A 24,812-nucleotide genomic window follows, 5' to 3' on the forward strand; every position below is an offset into this window, starting at 1 on the left:
GCCTATGCCTTCCCCCGCGGACCTCCCGCTGCTGTGTCCCGTGTGCTCCCGGCCGCTGGAGCGGGAGCGGCCGGACCTCGCGGGCCCGGCGCGCCTTGCCTGCGGTTCCGGGCACAGTTTCGATGCAGCCAGGCAGGGCTACTACAACCTCCTCGTGGGCAAGGGCACCGCCTTCGAAGCTGACACCCCCGGGATGGTGGACGCCCGGTTCAACTTCCTGGGGAGCGGGCACTACCGGCCACTCGCAGATGCTGTCGCTGCCGCCGTCGTTTCCTGCCTGCCCAGGGACTCCGCCGTCGTCCTGGACTCCGGAACCGGGACCGGACATTACCTGCGGGGCATCCTGGATCACGCGGCAGCAGAAGGCCGGACTGTAGCCGCCGTGGGCATGGACATCTCCAAGTTCGCCCTGCGGCGCGCTGCCCGGCTCAACAGTGAAGCGCTGAACCTGGCCTGGGACGTGTGGCAGCCACTGCCGTTGGCCGGCACGTCGGTAGACGCCATCACGGTCATTTTCGCGCCGCGCAATGCGCCGGAGTTCGCACGCGTCCTGAAGCCAACAGGCCGCCTGGTGGTGGTCACACCACGCTCCGGACACCTCGGCTCGCTTGCCGGCATCACGGGCATGCTCCACATCGAAGAGGACAAGGAGAGCCGGCTGACCGGGGCGATGGCCCCCCATTTCACGGTTGCGGAAACCCACGACATCGGCTTTCCCTTGGCGCTTACCCACGAGGAGGCAACCAACCTTGCCTTCATGGGACCCGCGGGGCACCACCTCGACCGGAGCGACATCGCCGGCCGGCTTGAAGACCACCCCGGGATCATCGAGTCCGAGGCAAGGTTCCGGCTCATGGTCTTCCAACCCGCGGAAACCCTGCCAGCGTAACGACTTGGCCACTATCCCCCCACAAAAGTGCAGTAACCCCCATAAGCCGGACGCCAGCACTACGATGTAAGGACAGTTACTGGCGGGCCAAAATGGGCCTTCCCGTAGCGAAGGGGGAGCACGATGTTTGAATGGTTGGGCGAAAACTGGTGGGCACTGTGGCTATCGGCTTTCCTCGCTTTTGCAGTGATCGAGATGATCACCCTTGACCTTTTTTTCATCATGCTCGGCGGAGGTACCCTCGCCGCCATGGTGGCGGACTTCGCCGGTGCGGACCCCTGGCTGCAGATCGTGGTTTTCTGCGTCGTCTCCCTTCTCATGATCGCGTTTGTCCGGCCCGTGGCCCTCTCGCACCTGAAAAAGGGGCCATCCGAGCAGCGGACCAACGTCGACCGCCTGATCGGCGAACAGGCAGTAGTGATGGAGTCCGTCTCGTCCGACGGCGGCCTGGTAAAAATCGGCGGGGACATCTGGAGTGCACGCTCCGCGGCGGGGGTCCTGCCCGCCGGACAAAAAGTAGTCGTAGCCGCGATAGACGGCGCCACCGCCGTCGTCTCGGCGGCATCGGACGCCGACGGCAAGTCCTGATACAGCCTGAACACTTGGGGAAAAAGGAGATGTATGGATAACGCAGGAGGAGCCGCACTGGCCATAGTGCTGGTGGTCCTGATCGTGTTTGTGATAATCGTTCTGGTCCGTGCGGTCCGGATCATTCCGCAGGCCCGCGCAGGAGTTGTTGAGCGGCTGGGCAAGTATCAACGGACACTCAACCCGGGACTGACTATCCTGATACCTTTCGTCGACCGGCTGTTGCCTCTGCTGGATCTTCGTGAACAGGTGGTTTCGTTCCCGCCCCAGCCCGTCATTACCGAGGACAACCTGGTGGTCTCCATCGACACCGTGGTCTATTTCCAGGTGACTGATCCGCGGGCGGCAACATACGAAATCGCCAACTACATCCAGGCCGTGGAGCAACTGACCACCACCACCCTGCGCAACGTGGTGGGCGGACTGAACCTGGAGGAGGCACTGACCTCCCGCGACCAGATCAACGGCCAGCTCCGCGGTGTCCTGGACGAAGCCACCGGCCGGTGGGGAATCCGGGTTTCGCGTGTGGAACTCAAAGCCATCGATCCGCCCCACTCCATCCAGGATTCAATGGAGAAGCAGATGCGCGCCGAGCGCGACCGCCGCGCGGCCATCCTGACTGCCGAAGGAACCAAGCAGTCGGCCATCCTGACCGCTGAGGGCCAGCGCCAGGCCTCGATCCTTGCGGCTGAAGGTGACGCCAAAGCCGCCATCCTCCGTGCCGACGGCGAAGCGCAGGCCATCCAGAAAGTCTTTGACGCCATTCACAAGGGCAACCCGGACCAGAAGCTCCTGGCCTACCAGTACCTGCAGACGCTGCCCAAACTGGCGGAGGGCTCCTCCAACAAGCTGTGGATCATTCCCAGTGAGGTGGGCGAAGCACTGAAGGGAATCGGCAGCGCCCTGGGCGGGACCGCTCCGGAATCCGCCGGCGGGCTGTTTGATGAAGTCGGCGCGAAACCGTCCGAACCCTAAGCACAGCGGCAGCACCCGTAATCATCATCCTGGCCGGCTGTGAGGGAGGGATCCGCTTCGGCGGGTCCCTCCTTTTGGCTGTTCCGGCGGGCTGACGGTATAATTGTGTATTTGTCCGGCATAATTGTGTATTTGTCCGGCCGGAGCAGATCCGCTGGAACAAGAGAGCTTCGCGATGCGTTGAATCATAAGATGCAGCACAGAGCACAGAGTAGTCCGGCGGCGCTTTGCCGCCACCGGCTAGCGCGGTGTTGTACACCGCGAACCGACCAGAGGGAGAAATCATGAGCGATCGCAGCCTGCGGGGCATGCGCCTTGGTGCACAGAGCATGGAGACCGAGTCCGGAGTAGAGCCGGCTCCGCGCCAGCGTGTCGAGTACCGGTGCGAGGACGGCGAGCAGGTCTTCGTCACCTTCTCCTCAGAGGCAGAAATCCCGCCTGTCTGGGTTTCCAAGACCGGCAAGGAAGCGCTCCTCGTTGATGGCGAACGGCCGGACACCAGCAACGACAAAGCTGTCCGTACCCACTGGGACATGCTCCTGGAACGCCGCTCACTCCCCGAGCTTGAGCAGATCCTCGAAGACCGGCTGACCATCCTGCGCGAACGCCGCGGAGAGCGCCGCTCCGCATAAAGGCTCCGGCCTGTCGTTCTGACAACAAAAGGGAGCCGCCCCTGCACTTTCGTGCTGGGGCGGCTCCTCTTTTTGCTGTTTCAGCGGTCCGCGCTGGCGGCGGCGCGTACAGCCTAGGGCTGGCTGGCTGCCTTCTTGCGGGTCAGCGTGTTCCAGCGGGCCTGCAGACCCCACTTGGTGACGTTGATCATGGCTTCCACCACGATGTTGCCGCTCATCTTTGAGGCTCCAAGCTCACGCTCCACAAAGGTGATGGGACGTTCCTCGATGCGGAGCCCCATCCGGGCCACGCGGAAGGCGAGGTCCACCTGGAAGCCGTAGCCGACGGAGTCGACCTGGTCCAGGTTGAGCTTTTCCAGCGTTGTCCTGCGGAACGCACGGTACCCGCCGGTGACGTCCTTGATGTTCAGCCCAAGCATCAGGCGGGCGTAGGTGCTTCCCACCCGGGAAATGGCCTGGCGGTAGAGCGGCCAGTTAACTACCTTCCCGCCGGGAACCCAGCGGGAACCCATGGCAAGGTCAGCGCCCTGCTCAACAGCTTGCAGCAGCTGGGGAAGCTGCTCCGGCTGGTGGGAACCGTCCGCGTCCATTTCCACGAGGACGTCGTAACCGGCGTCCAGGCCCCACCTGAACCCGGCGATGTACGCCGCACCGAGGCCTTCCTTGCCCTTCCGGTGCAGGACATGGACCTGGGAATCCTCGGCGGCGAAGCCGTCCGCGAGCTGCCCGGTACCGTCAGGGCTGTTGTCATCCACCACCAGCACATCCGACGCCGGAACTGCCGTGCGAAGCCGCTGAAGGGTCTTGGGCAGCGATTCCAGTTCGTTGTAGGTGGGAATGATGGTGAGGACGCGCACAGGGGGCCTTTCCTGGGGGAAATGGTCAGTGCGCCCGGCTGCGAACGGATCGGCGGAGGGCGCAACTATCAATTATAGGTCGGCCGCGCTCCGGTCAGGACCGCAGCGCCGGACTTGCGTAAAGTTCGACGCCGTTGCGGACCGTCTGCAGGCACACGGGGTCGGTGCCGGTATCCAGGGCAGGCAGCAGCGGCGTGCGCGCCCGCGGGTCGGTGCTCCAGGACTGGACCCGGCCGTCGGCAACCTGGACCATCAGTTCCTCCACTTCCCATACAGCGAAGCTTGCGGGAGCGCCTGGTACGAGCTGGCCGGCCATGGGGTCGGCGTACCTTGCTGCCCGCCAGCCCGCCCGGGTGTGGCCCAGGAAAGCCGCGCGGGCGGAAATCCGTTCACTTTCGTTATGGTGCTCCAGGCACGCCCTGACGCTGGACCAGGGGCGCAGCGGCGTCACGGGGCTGTCACTGCCGAAACATACGGGCACGCCGGCTGCGTAGAGCGAAGCAAACGGGTTCATGGACCGGCTCCGCTCCCCCAGGCGCCGCTCATAGAGACCTCCCGGGTTTCCCCAGGCGGCGTCGAACGCCGGCTGGGCGCTGACCGTCACGGCATACCGGGACAACACCTCGATGGCCGCTGGATCAACCATTTCCACGTGTTCAAAACGGTGTCCGGCTGCACGCACCCGCTGCTCCCCCACTTCCCTGGCGGCCAGTTCCAGTGCCGCCAGCGCGGTGTCCAGGCCGGCGTCGCCAATGACGTGGAAACCGCCCTGCACTCCCACAAGCGAACAGGCGGCGAGATGTGCCGCGGCTTCTTCCACGCTCAGGTAGAGGCTGCCCTGCTCGTCAGGGGCATCGCTGTACCCGGTCCGCAGGGCAGCGGTCCGGGAACCAACGGAGCCGTCAATGTTCAGGTCGCCTGCGAGCCCACGCACGGCAAAGCCGAACTGGTCCAGGAGGCTGCGGGCATGCTCTTCCGAGGACGCCAGTTCCCCCCAGTAGGGCAGGACTTCAGGAACCCCTGCGCTTCCATCCGCCCCGCTGTTCCAGGCTCCTGCAAGCCGCAGGTCCTCCGCACCGCCAATATGCGGTGCCCCCATTTCCGCCACCGCCACGTAACCGTTGGCTGCCGCTTCGGACAGTGCCCTGGCCTGGTGACGCTTCAATGCTTCTTGCGGGAGGCGCCGGGTTGCCTGCCGGGCGGCCGTATGCGCGGCGCGGCGGACTCTGGCGCCGCCGTCGAACCCGTCCAGCTGCCGGACACCGGCAGCATGGGCCAGTGATCTGGAGATCAGTGCGGAGTGCACGTCCACCCGGGACAGGTACACCGCACGTCCCGCTGCCGCACGCTCAAGTTCACCTTCGGTGGGGAGGCTGCTGTCCGGCCAGGTGGTCTCGTCCCAGCCGTGGCCCAGGACCGGGCCGTCACCGGGAACTGCGGCCACGGCGTCCAGCAGCTCCCTGGCTGACCGGACTCCGCCCAGCTGAAGGGAGTCCAGCGCAATCCCCGTCTCCGTCAGGTGGATGTGGGAGTCCATGAAGCCTGGAGCAACGAGGGCTCCGCGGAGATCGATGATTTCCATGGAGCTGTCCGCGATGGAGGTGGCAGCCTGCTCGGATCCCACCCACGCCACTGTGCCCCCATCCACCACCATTGCCGTGGCAAAGGGGTCGGCGGCCGTGTACACGGATCCGTTCCGGTAAAGGACCGTTTTTGCACGCGGGGCGGGCAGCTGTTCAGGCTGGGACATACGGGAAATGCTCCTGGCGTTGGGGGTGCCGGCGGTCAGCCGGCACGGGTGATCAGAGGACGGAGGAATAGGCCACGACACCGCGGCGGATCAGCGAGATGGCTTCGGCGCAGAGCCTTGCCAGGCGGGGATCCAGGCCGGGGATTTTGGCGAGCTGGTCCAGCAGGTCGACAACTTGCTTGACCCAGCGGACGAAGTCGCCCGCGGCCAGATCCGTACCGCTGAGGACGTCCTGCAGGTGGCGGCCCTTGGCCCACTTGTACACAGGCCAGACAAGCCCGAGTTCAGGTTCGCCGGTCAGGGGAAGCTTCTTGTCCTCTTCCACATCCTCAAGGGCGGACCATTCACGGACGACGATATCCACCGACGTCTCAAGGGAGATGCTGGGCATCCGCGGCCTCAGCCCCCGGTCCTCGCGTTTCGCCTGGTACACCAGCACGCTCGCGAGGGCCGCGATCTCGGCGGCGTCCAGGTCATCGAACGCTCCCAGTCGCAGAGACTGGGAGATGAGCAGGTCCTTTTCCCCGTAGATCCGCCGGAGCCGCTGGCCGTCGGGGCTGATGGAGAGCCGCCCGTCCGCTGTCTGTTCGAGGTACCCGTAGGTGGAAAGGACGTCACAGACGCGGTCGAAGGTCTTGGCGATGGTGTTGGTCCTGCCCTGGATCTGCCGGACCAGCCCGTCGGTTTCGCGGCGCAGCTTCCACCAGCGTTCGGACCAGCGGGCATGGTCTTCGCGTTCGCTGCAGCCGTGGCACGGGTGGGCCCGCAGGGCGCGGCGGAGCTCGGCAATGCGTTTTTCCTGGTTCGGCAGGGCGGTTGCGAGGCCAAAGTCGTTGTTGCGGTTGTTGCCCGGGGCAGGCGGCCGGTTTTCGCGCAGGGCATTCCGTGCCGAGGACGCCAGGTCCCGGCGGGACTTGGGAACTTTGGCGTTGAAGGACTTGGGAATGCGGATGCGCGTCAGCGGAGAGATGGGTCCCTCCAGGTCGTCGGTCCCGATCCTGCGCAGCTGGTTGTCCAGCGTCAGGACGGCGGGCCGGGGTTCCCGGCTGGTGTGGTCCGAGCTCAGCACGATTGCCGGGCCGGGTGCCCTGCCGCCGGGAACATCCACCACGTCCCCCGGCAGCAGGCGCGCCAGGGAATCGTCATTCAGTGATTTCCGGACGCGCGACTTGGTGCGGGAGCCGGCGTTTTCGGCGTCGGACAGTTCCCTGCGCAGCCGTGCGTACTCGGTGAAGTCTCCCAGATGACAGGTCATTGACTTGGCGTACCCGGCCAGCGACTCCTCCCGGCTGCGCACCTGCCTGGCCAGACCCACAACGGAACGGTCAGCCTGGAACTGGGCAAAGGAGGACTCCAGGATTTCGCGGGCCCTTGCCCGGCCGAACTGTGCCAGCAGGTTGATGCTCATGTTGTAGGTGGGCCGGAAACTCGAGTTCAGGGGGTAGGTGCGCCGGGACGCAAGGCCGGCCACCGCCGTCGGATCCGTTCCGGGCTGCCACAGCACCACCGCGTGGCCCTCCACGTCGATGCCGCGGCGGCCGGCACGGCCGGTCAGCTGGGTGTACTCGCCGGCAGTGATGTCCACGTGGGCTTCGCCGTTGAACTTGTCCAGCTTTTCCAGCACCACGGAGCGGGCTGGCATATTGACGCCCAGTGCCAGTGTTTCCGTCGCAAAAACCGCCTTGACCAGGCCGTCGGCGAAAAGTTTCTCCACCACTTCCTTGAACGTGGGAAGCATGCCGGCGTGGTGCGCCGCAAAGCCCCGGATCAGGCCGTCACGCCAGGTCCAGAAGCCCAGGACGTCCAGGTCATCCGGGGGAATGTCCTGCCCGGCCTCGTCAACGCGCTGGGTAATGATGCGCTGTTCCTTCTCGGTGGTGAGCCACAGTCCGGACCCCACGCACTGCGCCACCGCAGCGTCACAGCCTGCCCTGGAAAAGATGAAGGTGATGGCAGGCAGCAGGTCCATGCGGTCAAGGCTTGCGATGACCTGTGGCCGGCTGGCCGGACGGACACCGCGTTCGTCGCCGCCCCGGCCCGGCCGGTCGTTGCCGCGCCTTCCGCGCTGGCCGCGTCCGCCAGGTCCTCCCTGGCGGCTGCGGAAACTCTGCTGGATTTCGCTGCGCGCCACCTTGAGGAGGTCCGGATTTACGTCGAAGCCACGCCCCTTGGTGCTGTCCGCGGACGGGACCGGCTGCGTTCCGTCCCCGTCCACCGGCGGGGCGATCTCGTCGAAAGTGGTTTCCCCGGCGAACAGTTCCATAATCTGGCGCCCCACCATCACGTGCTGCCAGAGGGGTACCGGCCGGTGCTCGGAGACAATGATGTCGGTGTCGCCCCGGACAGTGTCCAGCCACGCACCGAACTCCTCGGCGTTGGAGACCGTGGCGCTGAGCGAGACCACCTGCACCTCGCTCGGCAGGTGGATGATGACTTCCTCCCAGACAGCGCCGCGGAACCGGTCGGCAAGGTAGTGGACCTCGTCCATCACCACATAGCCCAGGTCATCGAGGGTTGCGGAGTCCGCGTACAGCATGTTCCGCAGCACTTCCGTGGTCATCACGACGACGGGCGCGTCGCCGTTGATGCTCGTGTCGCCAGTGAGCAGGCCGACGTTCCGGGCGCCGTACTTCTCGGAAAGCTCGGTAAATTTCTGGTTGCTGAGGGCCTTGATGGGCGTGGTGTAGAACGCCTTGAGGCCGCGCTCCAGCGCCAGGTAGATGGCGAATTCACCAACAATGGTCTTCCCGGCTCCAGTAGGCGCCGCCACCAGCACTCCCCTGCCCTCCTGCAAGGATAGGCACGACTGCCGCTGGAAGTCGTCGAGCTCGAAGTCCAGCGTGCGGATGAAGGCTCCGAGGTACGTCGCTGCCTCGGCCTGGCGTTTGGCGCTGGCCTGGTACCGCTCGGCGGGTGAAAGCTCTTCGAAGTCAGGGGGTCCGGGAGTGAACGGTCCAGAGGAAGAAGGCCCGGTGTTGGAGGACATACCCCAAGCCTAACGGGCGGCTAGAGGTTCTTCAGCTCACTGCCCGGGGTGGCGATGTCTGCTGTTGCCTCTGTTTCGGCTGCCCGCTTGGCCTCACGGCGCGCCCGGCGCTTGTCGTTCATCAGGCAAACACCGATTGCGGCAAAGAACAGCACCAGAAGCGGCCCCGCGAGCATGAACATCGAAATGGCGTCCGCGCCGGGAGCGGCAATGGCGGCAAGGACAAACACCAGGAACACGGTGATGCGCCAGGCCTTGAGGATGGTCTGCCCGGAAATGACTCCGGCCATGTTGATGCCCACCAGCACCACCGGCACCAGGAAGGCGATACCCAGCACCAGGACCATCCGGGTGACGAACTCAATGTACGTGCGCGCGTCAATGACGCTGGACGAACCGTCCGGGGTGAACTGGGTGAGGGCCCGGACCACTTGCGGGACCACAAGCCAGCCCGCCCAGATGCCGGCAAGGAACAGCGGGACAGCGGCAGCCATGTACCCCAGCGTGTACCGGCGCTCCTTGGAGGTCAGCCCCGGTGTGATGAAAGCCCACAGCTGGTAGATCCAGATCGGGCTGGAAATCACCACGCCAATCAGCAGCGACATCTGCAGCTTGAAGTCGAAGGGAGAGGCGATGGTGCCAAAGTTGATTGCCGAAAGCCCGCCCGTCTGCTGGGAGATGCGGTTGACCGGATCGGCCAGGGCTTTCAGCAGCGGATCGTAAAGTATCCATCCTCCGATGCCGCCAATGACGACGCCGATGGCCGACTTGATCAGCCGGTTCTTCAGCTCTTTGAGGTGGTCCCAAAGAGCCATCCGCCCCTCGGGGTTGGCTTTACGGGCCCGCGACAGTGCCACTGGGGGTCAGGCGCGGTTCGACGGCGGAACGTCAGTGCCGTCGGTCGGCTCGCCGGGCTTCGCCTTGGGGTGATTAACGATGGTTCCTTCCACCGGGCCTGAGGCGTCGGTGGTGTCGGGCTTGCCGTCGTTCTTCATTTCCTTGACCTCGGACTTGATGATCCGCATGGACTGGCCAAGGCTGCGTGCCATGGCCGGAAGTTTCGGAGCGGCAAAGAGAAGCAAAGCAACAACGATGATAATTACGATGGGCCAGGGGCCATCAAAGAGTCTTCCCACGGGAAATCCTTTCGTCTAAGTACATTTTACTTCTAAGTAAAGTCGAGATCGCCGAGCGCCTGCGGCTGGCCCCGGTCTTTCTTGCGCTGCACGCGCCGCAGGCGGCGCATTTCCCGTCGGGACGACTTGGATGCCTCGTAATCATGTCGCATGAGCGTGGGCGAGGCAAAAACCGCCGCGCCTTGCGGGGGCGCCGCCGGGTTTGAATCATTCGGCGTATCCATGGGGCCCAGGTGCCCCAGCTTCTCACCGGCTGCCCCCAGATCCTTGACGGTCGCCATGAACCGGCGGAACAGGCGAATGCCCAACAGGACATAGAAGAGCAGTGAGAGCGCAACGAGCGCCACCCATATCAGGATCCAGGACCACCAAGGCATGCTGAAAAGTCTAGCCGCCGTACCTGGCCAGGGCTGCCGCCAACCAGCTGCGGGATGCCTCCGCCAGCTCAACCGGTGCCAGGATCCTGGCAGAACCGCCGTGCTGGGCCACGAACATCGGCAGCCAGTCCGTATTGCCGAACCGGATCTCGGCCACCAGCCCGCCGTCGGGAAGTTCTGCGCTGCGTTCCGCGTAGTAGTCGTCTGCAAGCCCCCTCCCCTGCCGGGTGAGCTGGACGGTGACGGTGGTGTCGTCGTCGTTCGCGGTGAAAAGCCTGGCTGGAACCCCCTCCGCAGGCGTGATGCCGTCCGAGACAGGAGCGCCGCTCAGGCGAACCGCCTGGACCCGGTCCAGGCGGAAGTTGCGGAAGCCGCGCACTAGGTGGCAGTACGCCTCGAAGTACCAGGTGTCGTCCAGCGAAAAGAGGCGGAGCGGATCCACGTTGCGTTCCGTAATGGTGTCCCGCTGGGGCGAGAGGTACCGAAGGTGAAGCTGGGAGCGGGATTCGATGGCCTGCCGGACGGTGGCGTGTGTGGCGGCGTCAGCCGGGGCCACTTCCGGACCGGCCAGGGAAGCTGCCCGGAGGCCTTCTTCACCAGCGGCCGCCAGCAGCTTCATGGTCACCGATTCCAGTGCTCCGCCTTCAGCCACTTCCGGCAGCCCGTTCAGCGTCTCCAGCCCGGCCAGCAGGGCGCAGGCTTCCTCCACAGTGAAGCGGACCGGTTTGGTCAGGTCCAGGTCCTGGGTGATGTAGACATGGTCGTCGTCCCAGTGGATGTCCAGGAGGTCGTCCGGGTATCCCTCCGGCAGGCCGGAGCAGATCAGGATCTGCAGATCGTCCTCCAGCTCCTTCCTGGTGATCCCGAACCGGTCTGCCACGTCCTGGATGTGCAGGCCCTGGTTGTGCACCAGGAAGGGCACCAGCTGCAGCATTCGCTTGAGCTGGTCCTCGGACGTGCGCTTGCGGACGGCAGCGGCCCGGGCAGCGCCGAGGGTGTAGGCGGGTTCAGGTTCGGAACTGAACACCGCAGCCGCGCGCAGCCTGCGCAGGACCGCAGAGACCAGTTCAGGAGGCTCTACCGCCAGAGCATCCGGTCCGTAGGAGGCGAGCTCTTCAGCAAGCGCCTCGGGGTCCCGGTACTGCACGGACAATCGCTCATAGCCGGCCGCCGGCCGGCCGGCCATACTGCCTTCCCCGGAGCTCCGCCGCCGCAGTGCCAGGAGGCGCCCTTCGCGGACGTCCACGACGGCGGTGCGCAGCGGCAGTTCGGGGAGGCGGTCCAATTCCCGGCGGACGTTGAAGCCGGCCGGCGGCGTATACAGTTCCTTGTCCAGGGTTGTGACGGCACTGGTAATGCGGGAAAGACGGAAGTGCCGTGGCGCTTCCCGGACACGGTCGTGGCCTACCAGGTACCACTGGCCAAACCGGCTCCCCAGGCCCCACGGCTCCACGGTCCGCAGCTCCTCATTGCCTGTGCTGCCCGCAAGGTACATGAAGGTGACGGGGTGCCGCGAGTGCATGGCGGCGACAAGGTCGTCGAAGGCCTGTCCTGCCGGCTTAATGCGTGGCTGGACGCCGGCGGGCAGGGCGGCGTCCGTGAGATGCGCTGACGCCTGGAGTTTCCGGAGTGCGCTCTGGGCTGCATTGCCAAGGGCAGCCCGCTCCCACAGCTGGGAGGCCAGGAGGAGGACAGTCCATTCGTCCGGCCCCAGCTGGACATCGGGAAGGCGGTTGGATTCCTTGCCGATGCGGTAGCGGGTGGTGGCGGGGTCGTCCTCGCTCCACCCCATGTCCGTGAGGGTTTCCACCTCAAAACCGAACTGGCGCAGGTCATTCTTGTCCCGCTCGAACATCCTCCCAAAGGCGACGTCGTTGCCGGAAGAATCGTGGTAGACCTTCTCGCGCAGCTCACTGCGGCGCAACCCATACCGGGTGTTCAGGAGTGCGATCAGCAGGTTGAGGAGACGTTCAGTACGGGATACGGGCACTCTGGTTACGTTACTAAAGTCCGGGGCGGAACGCAGAAAGCGCGGCAGCACCAGGACATTGCGTCCTGGTACTGCCGCGCCCTGGCGGTAGCGGAGGCCGGTAATCCTTGCTTAGCGGACTCCCACCAGGTCCACCACGAAGATCAGGGCTTCGTTCGGAGCGATCGCTCCGCCGGCGCCGCGGGAGCCGTAGGCCAGCTCCGACGGGATCTCCAGGCGGCGGCGGCCGCCCACCTTCATGCCCAGCAGGCCCTGGTCCCAGCCCTGGATGACCTGGCCCACGCCCACACGGAAGTCCAGCGGAGCTCCGCGGCCCCAGGAGGCGTCGAACTCCTCGCCGGTGGACCAGGCGACGCCCACGTAGTGGGTGGACACGGTGTCGCCGGCCTTGGCTTCGCGTCCGTCACCCTCAATGAGGTCGGTGATGACCAGCTCGGTGGGGACGTCGCCCTCCGGGAAGTCGATCTCGGGCTTCTGGCGGTCGAATTCACGCTGACCAAATGACATGGTTGCTCCTTAGATGTCAGTGCTGCTTTTCTTTGTGCTGCTGGTTCCTGCAGCCGCGGGCCAGCCGCGGCGTTGCCGTAACCTGTGCTGCTGTGACTGTAAGTGTTGCTACTTCGCCCCGAGGATGTCCACTACGAACACCAGGTCTCCCTTGGCCTCGCCCTGTCCTTCATCGCCGTAGGCAAGGTCCTTCGGGATGACCAGCAGGACGCGGGAGCCGACCGTCTTTCCGGCAAGGCCCTGTGTCCAGCCTTTAATGACGCCGGTGAGCGGGAAGCTTGCAGGCTCGCCACGGTCAAAGCTTGAGTCGAACTTGGTGCCGCCCTCAAGGGTGACGCCCACGTAGTTCACGGTGAGGGTATCAGTTTCCTTCACCGTGGCGCCGTTGCCCTTGATGAGGTCCTGCGATACGAGGGCCGTGGGAGCAGCCACACCCTCAACGTTGATCTCGGGGACCCCGTCCTTTTCGGACACGGTAGGCAGTCCTGCCGGCGGGGTGACAGTCTCGCCCTCAGGCTTTTCCAGTACGGGCGCCACGTCCTCGGCGGACAGGACCTTGATGATCAACAACTGGGTGGGCTCCGCCGCGGCGGACGGGCCGGGGCTGGCTCCGTCCGAGGGGCTCGGGGCCGGTGCACTCTGCTGCCCGGGGACGGCCAGGGCCAGGCTGGAACCTACCTTGGCGCCAACAAAGGCGTTGTAGATAACCTCGCTGCTGGTCTTCAGTTCGTCGTTGAGTTCAAGGGGCTCGGGCTCGCCGGGAAAGGTGTCCTCAAGGGTACTGCCGTCAGTGCCGTTGAGCGCCAGAATGGAGATATTGGCGACCTGGTTTGCCTTCACCGCCTCACCGTTGCCCTCGGTGATGACCTTGATGGTGGGCTCTGCCACTTCCAGCGGCTTGGTGAATTCCACGCCGGGGGCTTTTTTGTCCCCGTTGTCGGTCAGTTTGAGGGAGTCGAACTTGGCAGTCTCGCCGGCGGATACGCTGGTGGGCTCCGGCTCTGCGGTTGAGCCGCCGCAGGCGGTCAGCAACAGCAGACCGGGAAGAAGGATTGCTAGTAGTCGGCGCACGTAAGAAAACTTTCGTCGGGGCAGGGTGGCTGCGATGTTCCGCATGGCAGCGGCGGGCATCGCGGGGTCCCTCTAAAGGGCCCTATCCAGAATAGCCCCTGAAGCTGGGTGTCAGCCCATAGAGTCGAGGAGGGCGTCCACGCGCTCGTCGACGCTGCGGAAGGGGTCCTTGCACAGGATGGTCTGGTGAGCCCTGTCGTTCAGCTTCAGGTGCACCCAGTCAACGGTGTAGTCCCGTCCCAGCTCCTGGGCACGGCGCACGAAGTCTCCCCGGAGCTTGGCCCGTGTGGTCTGCGGCGGGACATCCACTGCGTCCTTGATGACGGTGTCGTCCACGATCCGCCGCACCGCACCGCGTGACTGAAGCAGGTAGTAGAGGCCGCGGCTTCGGGAGATGTCATGGTAGGTGAGGTCCAACTGGGCTATCCGCGGGGCATCCAGCCCCAGGCCGTGGCGTTCACGGTACTTGTCCATGAGCTTTTTCTTGATGGCCCAGTCAATTTCGGTGTCGATCCCGCGGAAGTCGCCGCTTTCGATGGCCTTCAACGTCCGCTCCCACAGGTCGAGGATGACCGGGACGTGCGGGTTGTGCGGGCCGTGCTCCTTGACGAATGCCGTGACTTTGGTCAGGTATTCCTGCTGGATTTCGAGAGCGGTGAGCTGGCGTCCGTTGGCCAGCCGGACCAATGCCCGGCCGCTGAGGTCATGGGAGATTTCGCGAATGCTGCGGATGGGGTTTTCCATCCGCATGTCCCGCATGATCACTCCAGCCTCGATCATGCGCAGGACGAGGTCCACGGTGCCGATCTTCATGAGGGCCGAGGCTTCGGACATGTTCGAGTCCCCCACAATGACATGGAGGCGGCGGTAGAACTCGGCATCAGCGTGCGGCTCGTCGCGTGTGTTGATGATGGGACGGGACCTGGTTGTCGCGGAGGAGACACCCTCCCAGATGTGGTCCGCCCGCTGGGAGAAGGCGTAGGTTGCGCCGTGGGGTGTTTTGAGGATCTTTCCGGCGCCGGCGATCAGCTGGCGGGTAACCAGGAACGGGATCAGGATCTCGGCGAGCCGGGAGAACTCGCCGCGGCGCGGAATGAGGTAGTTCTCGTGGCTGCCGTAGGAATTCCCCGCAGAGTCGGTGTTGTTCTTGAAAAGGTACACCGTTCCGTTAAAGCCTTCGGCCGCGAGCCGGGCCTGCGCCTCGTCCACGAGGTCGTCCAGGATCAGCTCTCCGGCCCTGTCGTGGGCAATGAGCTGCGCCAGGTCGTCGCATTCGGCCGTGGCATACTCCGGGTGGGATCCCACGTCGAGGTACAGCCTGGAGCCGTTGGTCAGGAACACGTTGGACGAACGCCCCCAGCTGACCACCTTGCGGAAAAGGTAGCGGGCCACTTCCTCGGGGGCAAGGGGCCTCGAATCCGGGCTCGAGTATGAGATCCCGAATTCGGTTTCGATGCCGAAGATTCTCTTGTCCATCTGTCCTGTCCTCCTAGGCCAGCAGTGCAGTGATGTCCGCGTCGTTGAGCCGGCGGAAGGCGCGCCTGGACCCGCGGGTGGTTTCCGATTGCCGGTCCAGGACTGCGACTTCCAGCGCCCCTGCCGGAAGTGCTTTTGCCTGTTCTTCCGGCTCTCCGGGCGGGATCAGGCCGGTCATTGCAAGGCGTACGGCGTCAGCGAAGTTCAGTGAGCTGCGCCAGCCTTCTCCAATAACGGAGGAGACTTTGTCCGCCTGGCCGCCCATCACAACGAACGAGTGTTCGTCGGCAATGGAGCCGTCAAAGGTCAGCCGGTAAAGGTGGTCTTCCGCCTGGGTGGCGCCGACCTCGGCCACGGCAAGCTCCACCTCGAACGGTTTTTGTTCGGCGGTGAACACCGCTCCAAGGCTCTGCGCGTAGACGCTTGCCAGTCCCCTGGCTGTGACGTCCTCGCGGTCGTAGGAGTAGCCGCGCACGTCGGCGTAGCGGACACCGGCCTGGCGGAGGCTTTCGAATTCGTTGTATTTTCCGACGGCGGCGAAAGCGATTTTGTCGTAGATCTCGCCGATCTTATGCAGGGACGGAGAAGGGTTCTCGGCGACGAGTGCGATTCCGTCCTGGCAGCTGATGACGACGACGGACCTGCCCCGGGCGATGCCTTTACGGGCAAAATCCGCGCGGTCCTTCATCAGCTGTTCGGGTGAAACATAGAACTGCTGTGTCATCTCAGGCCTCCCGTCCGGCGATGGTCCGTGCCTCGATCACGTTCCGGGACGCCGCGGCAAGTTCGTTGTCAGGCACGCGGCGCGCGCCCGAACTGTCCACGGTGTAGATGACGGGCCACAGCTGCCGCACGGTGTCGGGACCGCCGGTGGCCGAATCGTCGTCGGCTGCGTCGTAAAGCGATTCGACGGCGACGGCGACGGCTTCGGCCGCCGTGAGGTTGGGCCGCCAGAGCTTTTTCAGGGCACCGCGGGCAAAGACGGAACCGGATCCCACGGTGTGGTGTTCACGTTCCTCATACCGGCCCCCGGTGACGTCGTAGGAGAAAAGCCTGCCGACGCCGGCGCTGGTGTCGAACCCGGCAAAGAGGGGCACAACGGCGAGTCCCTGCATCGCGAGGGGAAGATTGCCCCGGATCATGGCGCCCAGCCTGTTGGCCTTGCCTTCAAGGCTGAGGAGCGTGCCCTCGATTTTTTCGTAGTGCTCAAGTTCCACCTGGAACAACCTGGTCAGGTCGATGGCGATTCCGGCCGTTCCGGCGATCCCCAGGACGGAGTAGCGGTCCGCGGGGAAGACTTTTTCGATGTGCCTACTGGCAATGACGTTGCCCATGGTGGCGCGCCTGTCCCCCGCCATCAGCACACCGCCGTCGTAACTCATGGCGACAATGGTGGTGGCATGGGGAACCTGCAGGGGGGCAGCCGCCGGCGCGCCTGCCTGGAGGGACCGGTTATACGGAAGGAGTTCCGGCCGGTCCCGTTGCAGGTGCTCGGTAAATGATGAGGTGGCGTTGGCGGCTACCTGGTTGGCGGTTGATTCCTGCACTCATGCACTCCTTGAACGTGGTCCTTCAACGTCGGTACAGATTCGGGCCTTCCGCGGCTTCCGCCAGCCTCCGAATCCGGGTTACTGACCGCCCTTTTGGACGAACGCCCGGACGAATTCTTCAGCATTGGATTCGAGGACGCCGTCGATCTCGTCGAGAAGGTCGTCGACGCCTTCAGTCGATGCGGATGCCTGTGCCTCCGGCGGCGCGGGCGGCGCCTCGGGAATGTCCTCATCGACCTGGCTGTCGCGCGATTGCGGCTGCTGCTGCTCCTGGCCTGCCATTGTTACCCCTCCTTATATCCGTCATCGGATCCGGCGGATCCTCCGATATGCCCATCCTGCCACGGTGTGGGCTTCCGGGGGCGGTTTACGCCGCAGGCGGAGCGTTATGTCCCAGAAGCTCTGCCAGGAACGGGCCCGCTTCCCGGTAGCGTTCGAATAACGCGCCGGTCAGGGCTTTGGTTCCCCGGAGGGGTTCCCTGGTGGGCACGCGCTGGAGCCGCCCGTATCCCGGGACATCGAAGATGACGGAGTCCCAGCTGGCGCCCACCACATCCTTGCCGAAGCTGCTGATGCACCTGCCGCGGAAGAATGCCCGGGTGTCCGCCGGAGGTTCGGAAACTGCTCCCGCAATCGCCGCATCTTCAAGGATCCTCTGCATCCGGTTCCTGGCGAGGAACCGGTAGTACAGGCCCTTTTCCGGCCTGATGTCTGCCCACTGGAGGTCGACGAGTCCCAGCCGGGCGTCGTTCCATTCCAGCCCGTCACGTTCCCGGTATCCGTTGAGCAGCGACAGTTTGGCCAGCCATTCCACCGAGGAAGCGGCAGCGGCGCGGTCGTTGTCGAGCTGGGTGAGGACGGCGGCCCAGCGTTCCAGGACATCGTGCGTGTGCCCGTCGCCGTCCACCTTGTCTCCCACACCGGTGTCCTGCGCCAGCTTGGCAGCGGCCTCGTGGTACATCCATTGGAGGTCCAGGGCGGTGACCCGCCTGCCGTCGAGCAGCCGCAGCCTGGCGGTGAGCGCGGTGTCGTGGCTCACTGCCTGGAGTGCGGCGACCGGCTCGTAGACTTCGACCTTTGGCGCCAGTCCTGCCTCAATCAGGCTGAGCACCATCGCCGTGGTTCCGAACTTCAGGTAGTTGGAGACCTGGCTGAGGTTGGCGTCCCCAATGATGACGTGGAGGCGCCGGTACTTGTCTGCGGTCGCGTGGGGCTCATCCCGGGTGTTGATGATAGGCCGGCGGATGGTGGTTTCCAGGCCGACTTCGGCCTCGAAGAAATCCGCGCGCTGGCTGATCTGGTATCCCGGAGTCGAGGCGTCCTGGCCGATGCCCACCCGGCCAGACCCGCACATGATTTGGCGGCTGACGAAGAACGGCGTCAGCCCGCGCACAATATCGCCGAAGGGCACGGAGCGCGGCATGAGGTAGTTCTCATGGGAGCCGTAGGAAACGGATTTGTTGTCCGTGTTGTTCTTGTAGAGATTGACCGGCGGAAGGTCCGGATCCGCAGCAAGGCGGCGAACGGCGGCCAGCGCCACCAGGTCGCCGGCCGCATCCCATCTCACGGCATCCCGGGGATTGGTGACCTCGGGGCTGGAGTACTCGGGATGCGCGTGGTCCACATAGAGCCGGGCACCGTTGCCCAGGACCATGTTCATCAGGAGGGTCCCGGACTCGTCCTGGCCGTCGAGCTCAAGTTCCTCGCGGCCGTAAGCCAGCGCCACCGCCTCCGCATCCAGTACCGGCGGCTGGTCCGTCAGCTGGCTTGGGTGGGCGGAACTGCGGTCCACTGTCCACCCGCGGGCGTCATGGAGCGGCTCCTCGTCCGTGTAGTCCCAGCGGGTCTCGGCGCCGCCGGCGGCGCGCTGGCGGGTTACCTGTGCATAGGCCTGGACCACCCTGGCGCTCATCATGGTGGCATTGGCCGAAGGTGCGGACGGGGCGTGGATGCCGTATTCGGTTTCCGCGCCCATGACCCGCATGGCCCCGCCGGCCGGCAATGCTCCCCCGGCGGCGGGCTCCGGTGCAGCGGTCATAGATACTGGCCTGTTGTCGGCATCGTCTCAATGGATTTGCCGGGTTCCTGGCCGGCTTTGCCCTGGACAATGGTGCGGATGTACGTGATCCGTTCGCCCTTCTTGCCGGAGATCCGTGCCCAGTCATCAGGGTTGGTGGTGTTGGGCATGTCCTCGTGCTCGCGGAACTCGTCCACGACGGCGCGCAGCAGGTGCTCGATCCGAAGCCCCTTTTGGTGGGTGGTCAGGAGGTCCTTGATGGCGTACTTCTTGGCCCGGTCCACCACGTTTTGCACCACGGCGCCGGAGTTGAAGTCCTTGAAGTACAGCATCTCGGTGTCCCCGTTGGCGTAGGTGACCTCCAGGAACTCGTTGGACTTGTCCGTGGAGTACATGGCTTCCACCGTCCGCTGGACCATGGCGTCCACCGTGGCCTGCACGTCGCCGTCATGCTCTGCCAGGTCCGATTCGTGGAACGGAAGGTCGGTAGTGATGTACTTGTTGAAAATGTCAGCGGCGGCCTCGGCGTCGGGACGGTGGATCTTGACCTTCACGTCCAGCCGGCCCGGCCGGAGGATGGCCGGATCGATCATGTCCTCGCGGTTGGACGCGCCGATGACGATCACGTTGTCCAGCCGCTCCACGCCGTCGATCTCGCTGAGCAGCTGCGGCACGATGGTTGTTTCGACGTCGGACGAGATACCGGTGCCGCGGGTGCGGAAAAGCGAATCCATCTCATCGAAAAACACCACCACAGGGCTGCCGTCCGAGGCTTTTTCGCGTGCCCTGGAGAAGATCAGCCGGATGTGCCGTTCAGTTTCACCAACGTACTTGTCAAGGAGTTCGGGTCCTTTGATGTTCAGGAAATAGCTTTTGAGGTCCACGTTTCCGGAACGCTCCGCAGCACGCGCCGCCAGCGAGTTGGCCACGGCCTTGGCAATGAGGGTTTTGCCGCAGCCGGGAGGACCGTAGAGCAGGATGCCCTTGGGTGCCTTGAGCCCGTGCTCGCGGTAGAGGTCGGGGTGGAGGAACGGCAGTTCGACGGCGTCGCGGATCTGCTCGATCTGGGGCCCCAGGCCACCAATGTCCTCATACGTGATGTCCGGGACTTCTTCCAGGACCAGGTTCTCCACCTCGGAGCGCGGCACCTTTTCGAGGGCGTATCCGGTCCTTGAGTCGATGGAAAGGGCGTCGCCCACCCGGAGCTTTTCGGCGAGGAGCGCCCCGGAAAGCCGGACGACGCGTTCTTCGTCGGCGCGGCCCACCACGAGGGCGCGGTCCGCTCCCAGCATTTCCTTGAGCGTGGCCAGCTCACCGGCGCGCTCGTAGCCGAGCCCGGCAACAACGAGGAGCGCCTCGTTCAGGAGGACCTCCTGGCCAACCGCCAGCTGGTTGATGTTCACCAGGGGGCTGATGCCGACGCGCATTTTCCGGCCGGCGTTGAAGATGTCAACCGATTCCTCGGTTGCCGCCTGTCCGCTGCTGCCGGGGGCCGGCTGACGCTTGGGATTGAGCTGGAGTATGGTGCCGAAGCTGTAGGGCGGCTGGCCTTCCTGGTCCAGGGCGTTCTTCAGCCGGAGGATTTCGGCCTTGGCGGTCTCAAGCATGCTGACCAGCTTGGTGTTGTTCTGCGTTGCCGCAGCCAACTGCCGGTCAATATGCCTCAGCTTGTCCCGGAGGATGTTGACCTGGCGGTCTGCAACCGAGAGGTCGTTGGCGGCAGACTGCTCTGCCGGTGTACGTCCGGAGTCCTGGTTTGGTGTCTCCATGATGTATCAGCCCCTTCCTGCGCTTCTATTAAGACATTAGCCCCAAGATGGCAGGTAGGGATGGAGACTCCCGAAATGTGGACTAGTTCGTGACCTCTGGATCATCCTTGACGTGGGTGCCCGCGATAGCGTCCCGGGCTGCCCGCCGAAGCTTCTTGTCGGAGACCTGCCGCTCCCCCACCGCACCCGGCGTCCACGCGTTGACGTCCTCTTCGTTGAAGTCTGTCTTGGACGGGCGGCGCTTGACGGAGATGCCGGTGACGCCGTCCGCCAGGCGCCGGGTGACCAGCAGGAAGCCGGTATGTGCCACCATCCGGTGGTCAGGCCGGACGGCGAGCCCTTCCAGGTGCCAGCCGCGCACCATGGATTCCCAGGCATCGGGCTCGGTGAAACGGCCGTCCGCCCGGATGGCTTCGGCAGTGCGGGAAAGCTGGGTGACGGTGGCGACGTAGTTGATCCAGACACCGCCGGGAGCGAGTACGGTGGCCACGGCATCGAGGCATTCCCAAGGGGCCAGCATGTCCAGCACCACGCGGTCCACGGAGCCAGGTGCCTCACTGCGGACAACCTCTTCCTGGAAGTCGCCCAGCGATACCTGCCAGGCGGGGTGCGGGCCGCCAAAGATTGTCTCTACGTTGCCGCGGGCGATGTCAGCGAACTCTTCACGCCGTTCAAAAGAGTGCAAATATCCGTTGTCCCCCACGGCCCGGAGCAGCGAGATGGACAGCGCACCGGAACCAACGCCGGCTTCCACGACGCGGGCGCCGGGGAAAATATCCGCCATGGTAACAATCTGCCCGGCGTCCTTGGGGTAGACCACGGCGGCGCCGCGCGGCATGGACAGGACAAAGTCGGACAGCAGGGGGCGCAGGGTCTGGTACTGCTGCCCAACGTTGTTCACAACAACGGAACCGTCCACCTTGCCGATGATGTCGTCGTGGTTCAGGAAACCGCGGTGGGTATGGAATGCGCCGCCGCTCTCGAGGGTGATGGTGTTCATGCGGCCGCGTTCGTCCGTCAGTTGGACACGCTCCCCCTCGCGGAAGGGACCCCGGCGCCGGGCGGCGCCCACCGGCTGCGAGCCGCTGGCTGCAGCCCCGGCCGGGACCGCTGCTTCTGTGGCTTCGTTGACGGCGGTTTCGCTGCTCATGACTTTCCTCGCTCCTGTAAAACTGTGGCGCCTGCATGTCGTGTGGAAACAATCCGGCGTGTGCGGCGGCAAAGCACCGGCCGGCAGGTAACTCTACCGGTTTTGGCCCTGCCGGCGTGTATCGGGCCGCCGGGGTTTGCCCGTGATGGCGGCCAGGACAGCGTCCTGAGCGAGCAGTCCGGTGACCTTGCCGTTGTGGTCTACGACGGCGTAGTGCCGCCCTTCCAGCTGGGACAGGAACTGGAGCAGCTCCTGCCCCTTGGACCATTCGGGGACGTAGGCGCCGGGAGACAGCGCGTAGGAAACGGCGGTGATGGGGGTTGACGCCGCGGCGTGGGCAGGAACCGAGGACAGTGCAGCGGAATCCACAACGCCCTCCGGCCGGCCGCCCGGTCCGCAGACCACCAGCGCCGTAGCGTCCCCGCGACCGTATTTCAGGGCGTCCTCCACCGTGGCGGTAGATGGCAGGCCGGCAGCGGGAGTCGAAAGCCCCGCCGCGCTGACCAGGTGGAGCCGGCCCCGAAGGGTCCCCTGCTGGATCGATGCCGAGGCGCCCATCCACAGGAAACCACCCACCAGCACAGTGATCATCAGGAGGCTGAAATCAGGAGCATCCCCGGCAAGCAACGGCCTGGCAACAAACCAGTAACCGATGGCGACGACGATGATCCGGCCTCCCCAGCCAGCCGCAACCGTGCCCTTGGCCTGGCTGCCGGTGGCCTTCCACACGGCCGATTCGACCAGCCGTCCGCCGTCCAGGGGAAGACCCGGGAGGACGTTGAACACGGCAATCAGGAAGTTCGCCCACATAAAGATGTTGGTGAGGATTTCCGCAACGCTGCCCATGCTTGCCGTGCTAAGGAGCAGCCAGGCTCCTCCGGCCAGGACGAAGTTAGCGGCAGGTCCGGCGAGGGCCACCAGGACGGAGCGTCCGGGCGACGCGGTGAAGCTTTCAAACTGGGTGTGTCCGCCCCACAGGTTGAGCACGATCTTCTGCGTGGGCCAGCCATAGATTCTGGCCGTCAGGGCGTGGGCGAGTTCGTGGACCAGGACCGAAACGAGGAGCAGGACGGCGTACGCGAACGCCACGATGTAGGCACTGACGCCGAGGGCCGGGTTCTGCCGGGCCAGGACGGGCCCGTAAACGATCACCGTGAAGGCGGCGATGATGAACCAGGAATAGGCCAGCACCACGGGGACGCCCGCGATCCTGCCCAGCGGAATGCCTTCGCGCCTGACCGGGACGGTAGTTTCCGTCACCGGTGGTCCCCGAACGGACGGGCCGCGTCCACGAACCCGTGCAGTCCCTGGCCGCCGGGCAGGAGCGATTCGAGGTCGGCCACCGTGCGGCCGGCCAGGGAATCCCAGAGGGTGTAGCGCTCATCCTCGGGCAGCGGAACAATATGCGGTATCGCAACAGTTGCCACGCCGGACGCCACGGCAGCGGACACGCCGGGCACCGAGTCCTCCAGTGCCACGCAGTGGTGCAGGGCCAGGTCCGGGTCCGCGTCCCGCAGCCATTCGACGGCGGTCAGGTACGCCTCGGGGTGTGGTTTGCCCTGGGCAACGGTGTCCCCGGTGACCAGGATCTCGAAGTATTGCCGCGGAAGGCTTGCCACTACCTGCCTGGCCAGCGGACCCTCGGACATGGTGACCAGTGCGCACCGGACACCGGCAATGTGGAGTTCCTCAAGGAGCTCACGGGCACCGGGCCGCCACGGTACCTGGCGCTGGACGCTGCTGACCACCGAGCCGGTGAGGGTGTCGATGATGTCCCGGATTTCCAGCTCTACGCCGGCTTCCTGGAGCAGCCCGGCGGAGAACGTCAGCGACTGGCCAACCAGCTGCATGGCCTGGTCATGGGACCAGGTCCCGCCGTGTTCCTCCACCAGCGCGCGCTCGGCGGCGATCCAGTAGGGCTCAGTATCAACGATCGTCCCATCCATGTCCCACAGGACGGCTTTGAGCGGGGAACTGTCGGCTGGCAATCGCATGCCCCAAGTCTACGGGGACTGCCTGGGCGCCGGCTGATGGCTACGCCCTTGGCGAATATGGGGCTCCCCCTGACCGGCCGCACTGCATTTGCGCGATGTTCTGGCGCTTCATTCAATGCACAGCCGCGGTCCTTGGACGTAGGGTGAAGAAATGAATAGCTTCGAGGGAGACACCACAGAACCGGGTGCCGGGCCCGAACGGGAGCGGTTCCTGCAGCCTGTTGCTGACGGACAACGCGTAACAGTGATGCTTGCCGCCTTTGAAGGCTGGAATGACGCCGGGGAAGCGGCCAGCGACTCCCTGCGCTACCTGAACAAACTGTGGGGCGGCAAGAAAGTGGCCTCCATCGACGCCGACGAGTATTACGACTTCCAGTTCACGCGCCCCACCGTGCGCCGGAACGCAGCCGGAGAACGCAAGATCAAGTGGCCCTCCACGCGCATCTATAAGGCAAGCGCTCCGGACTCGAACGTGGATGTCATCTTTGTCCAGGGCACAGAGCCGTCCTATAAATGGCGTGCCTACACGGCGGAACTCCTGGTCCACGCCGAGGCGCTGAACGTTGACTACGTTGTGCTGGTGGGAGCTTTGCTGGCGGACGTTCCGCACAGCAGGCCGATTCCGGTCAGCACCTCGTCGGACGACGCCCCGCTGCGCGAACGGATGAACCTGGAGGCCTCGCAGTATGAAGGCCCGGTGGGTATTGTCGGCGTGCTGTCGGAGGTGGCGTTGCTGGCAGGCATCCCCACGATTTCGCTGTGGGCCGCCGTCCCGCACTATGTGGCCCAGGCGCCCTCGCCGAAAGCCCAGCTGGCGCTGCTGCACCGGATCGAGGAACTGCTGCAGGTTCCGCTGGATACGCACGAACTGGCTGAGGAAGCGGACGCCTGGGAGCGGGGGGTGGACGAACTGGCCACCGAGGATCCCGAAATCGCGGCCTACGTCCGGCAGCTCGAGGAAGCCAAGGACACGGCGGATCTCCCGGAAGCCACCGGCGAGTCGATTGCCCGGGAATTTGAGCGTTACCTCAAGCGCCGGGGCCAGGACCGGCCCTGAACGGCACCGCCGTGCAGTCAGGGTGCGGCACCATGCCGTGA

Annotated in this window: 23 protein-coding genes; 5 read left to right on the top strand and 18 right to left on the bottom strand. The window is 65.0% G+C overall.

The genetic code is table 11. The annotated features are described in order from the left end of the window. The first annotated feature begins 4 nt into the window (after positions 1-4). The 4 genes from WHH00_RS09130 to WHH00_RS09145 all read left to right on the top strand — a co-directional run bounded on the left by WHH00_RS09130 (position 5) and on the right by WHH00_RS09145 (position 3,084). Positions 5-889 (top strand): putative RNA methyltransferase, encoded by an 885-nt coding sequence (locus WHH00_RS09130; RefSeq protein WP_406638200.1) that lies wholly within the window; start codon positions 5-7, stop codon positions 887-889. A gap of 123 nt (positions 890-1,012) precedes the next feature. Continuing rightward, entirely contained in the window at positions 1,013-1,477 is a 465-nt protein-coding gene (locus WHH00_RS09135) for an NfeD family protein (RefSeq protein WP_231454314.1), read from the top strand. 33 nt (positions 1,478-1,510) lie between these two features. Continuing rightward, a complete protein-coding gene (locus tag WHH00_RS09140; RefSeq protein ID WP_406638202.1) occupies positions 1,511-2,452 on the top strand; it encodes an SPFH domain-containing protein in 942 nt (313 codons plus the stop codon). 284 nt (positions 2,453-2,736) lie between these two features. Beyond that, positions 2,737-3,084, top strand: a complete 348-nt coding sequence (locus WHH00_RS09145; RefSeq protein ID WP_013600997.1) for an RNA polymerase-binding protein RbpA — start codon at positions 2,737-2,739, stop codon at positions 3,082-3,084. A 113-nt stretch (positions 3,085-3,197) separates the two neighbouring features. Here WHH00_RS09145 and WHH00_RS09150 read toward each other — a convergent pair whose 3' ends face one another. The 18 genes from WHH00_RS09150 to WHH00_RS09235 all read right to left on the bottom strand — a co-directional run bounded on the left by WHH00_RS09150 (position 3,198) and on the right by WHH00_RS09235 (position 23,714). Beyond that, positions 3,198-3,941, bottom strand: a complete 744-nt coding sequence (locus WHH00_RS09150; protein ID WP_406638204.1) for a polyprenol monophosphomannose synthase — start codon at positions 3,939-3,941, stop codon at positions 3,198-3,200. 94 nt (positions 3,942-4,035) lie between these two features. Beyond that, positions 4,036-5,691, bottom strand: coding sequence for an amidohydrolase (locus tag WHH00_RS09155; protein WP_406638206.1), 1,656 nt, complete (start codon positions 5,689-5,691; stop codon positions 4,036-4,038). A 52-nt stretch (positions 5,692-5,743) separates the two neighbouring features. Next, on the bottom strand, positions 5,744-8,677 hold the full coding sequence (locus WHH00_RS09160) for a DEAD/DEAH box helicase (RefSeq protein WP_406638208.1): 2,934 nt from the start codon (positions 8,675-8,677) through the stop codon (positions 5,744-5,746). A 20-nt stretch (positions 8,678-8,697) separates the two neighbouring features. Then, positions 8,698-9,492: a twin-arginine translocase subunit TatC gene (tatC, locus tag WHH00_RS09165; RefSeq protein ID WP_350003287.1), complete on the bottom strand. Its 795-nt coding sequence runs from the start codon at positions 9,490-9,492 to the stop codon at positions 8,698-8,700. A 48-nt stretch (positions 9,493-9,540) separates the two neighbouring features. Next, positions 9,541-9,813: a Sec-independent protein translocase subunit TatA gene (gene tatA, locus WHH00_RS09170; protein WP_231454320.1), complete on the bottom strand. Its 273-nt coding sequence runs from the start codon at positions 9,811-9,813 to the stop codon at positions 9,541-9,543. Positions 9,814-9,845: 32 nt separating this feature from the next. After that, positions 9,846-10,190: a hypothetical protein gene (locus WHH00_RS09175; protein WP_406638210.1), complete on the bottom strand. Its 345-nt coding sequence runs from the start codon at positions 10,188-10,190 to the stop codon at positions 9,846-9,848. Positions 10,191-10,200: 10 nt separating this feature from the next. Continuing rightward, a complete protein-coding gene (locus WHH00_RS09180; protein WP_406638212.1) occupies positions 10,201-12,180 on the bottom strand; it encodes a helix-turn-helix transcriptional regulator in 1,980 nt (659 codons plus the stop codon). Between the two features lie 111 nt (positions 12,181-12,291). Continuing rightward, entirely contained in the window at positions 12,292-12,687 is a 396-nt protein-coding gene (locus tag WHH00_RS09185) for an FKBP-type peptidyl-prolyl cis-trans isomerase (RefSeq protein WP_066275847.1), read from the bottom strand. A 108-nt stretch (positions 12,688-12,795) separates the two neighbouring features. After that, positions 12,796-13,758: an FKBP-type peptidyl-prolyl cis-trans isomerase gene (locus tag WHH00_RS09190; RefSeq protein ID WP_406638540.1), complete on the bottom strand. Its 963-nt coding sequence runs from the start codon at positions 13,756-13,758 to the stop codon at positions 12,796-12,798. A gap of 111 nt (positions 13,759-13,869) precedes the next feature. Next, the gene (gene pafA / locus WHH00_RS09195) at positions 13,870-15,234 is read right to left on the bottom strand and encodes a Pup--protein ligase (protein WP_406638214.1); all 1,365 of its coding nucleotides are present in this window, start codon (positions 15,232-15,234) and stop codon (positions 13,870-13,872) included. A 13-nt stretch (positions 15,235-15,247) separates the two neighbouring features. Beyond that, positions 15,248-15,958, bottom strand: a complete 711-nt coding sequence (prcA, locus tag WHH00_RS09200) for a proteasome subunit alpha (protein WP_406638216.1) — start codon at positions 15,956-15,958, stop codon at positions 15,248-15,250. A 1-nt stretch (position 15,959) separates the two neighbouring features. Next, entirely contained in the window at positions 15,960-16,781 is an 822-nt protein-coding gene (gene prcB, locus WHH00_RS09205; protein ID WP_231454326.1) for a proteasome subunit beta, read from the bottom strand. Positions 16,782-16,862: 81 nt separating this feature from the next. Beyond that, a complete protein-coding gene (locus tag WHH00_RS09210; RefSeq protein ID WP_015937113.1) occupies positions 16,863-17,066 on the bottom strand; it encodes a ubiquitin-like protein Pup in 204 nt (67 codons plus the stop codon). A gap of 85 nt (positions 17,067-17,151) precedes the next feature. Then, complete coding sequence (gene dop, locus WHH00_RS09215) at positions 17,152-18,822, bottom strand: depupylase/deamidase Dop (RefSeq protein WP_406638219.1); 1,671 nt, start codon at positions 18,820-18,822, stop codon at positions 17,152-17,154. Continuing rightward, on the bottom strand, positions 18,819-20,570 hold the full coding sequence (arc, locus tag WHH00_RS09220) for a proteasome ATPase (RefSeq protein ID WP_231454328.1): 1,752 nt from the start codon (positions 20,568-20,570) through the stop codon (positions 18,819-18,821). Before arc ends, dop begins: the two co-directional genes overlap by 4 nt. 82 nt (positions 20,571-20,652) lie before the next feature. After that, positions 20,653-21,720 carry a tRNA (adenine-N1)-methyltransferase gene (locus tag WHH00_RS09225; protein WP_406638222.1) on the bottom strand — a complete coding sequence of 356 codons (1,068 nt, stop codon included), beginning with the start codon at positions 21,718-21,720 and terminating at the stop codon, positions 20,653-20,655. A 93-nt stretch (positions 21,721-21,813) separates the two neighbouring features. Beyond that, the gene (locus WHH00_RS09230; protein ID WP_406638224.1) at positions 21,814-22,980 is read right to left on the bottom strand and encodes a site-2 protease family protein; all 1,167 of its coding nucleotides are present in this window, start codon (positions 22,978-22,980) and stop codon (positions 21,814-21,816) included. After that, the gene (locus WHH00_RS09235) at positions 22,977-23,714 is read right to left on the bottom strand and encodes an HAD family hydrolase (protein ID WP_406638226.1); all 738 of its coding nucleotides are present in this window, start codon (positions 23,712-23,714) and stop codon (positions 22,977-22,979) included. The genes WHH00_RS09230 and WHH00_RS09235 overlap by 4 nt, the downstream gene beginning before the upstream one ends. 151 nt (positions 23,715-23,865) lie before the next feature. Between WHH00_RS09235 and WHH00_RS09240 the strand changes: the two genes are divergently transcribed. Beyond that, entirely contained in the window at positions 23,866-24,771 is a 906-nt protein-coding gene (locus WHH00_RS09240; RefSeq protein WP_231454332.1) for a PAC2 family protein, read from the top strand. Positions 24,772-24,812: the final 41 nt, after the last annotated feature.

Source organism: Pseudarthrobacter quantipunctorum, assembly GCF_045291495.1.
Lineage (GTDB): Bacteria > Actinomycetota > Actinomycetes > Actinomycetales > Micrococcaceae > Arthrobacter > Arthrobacter quantipunctorum.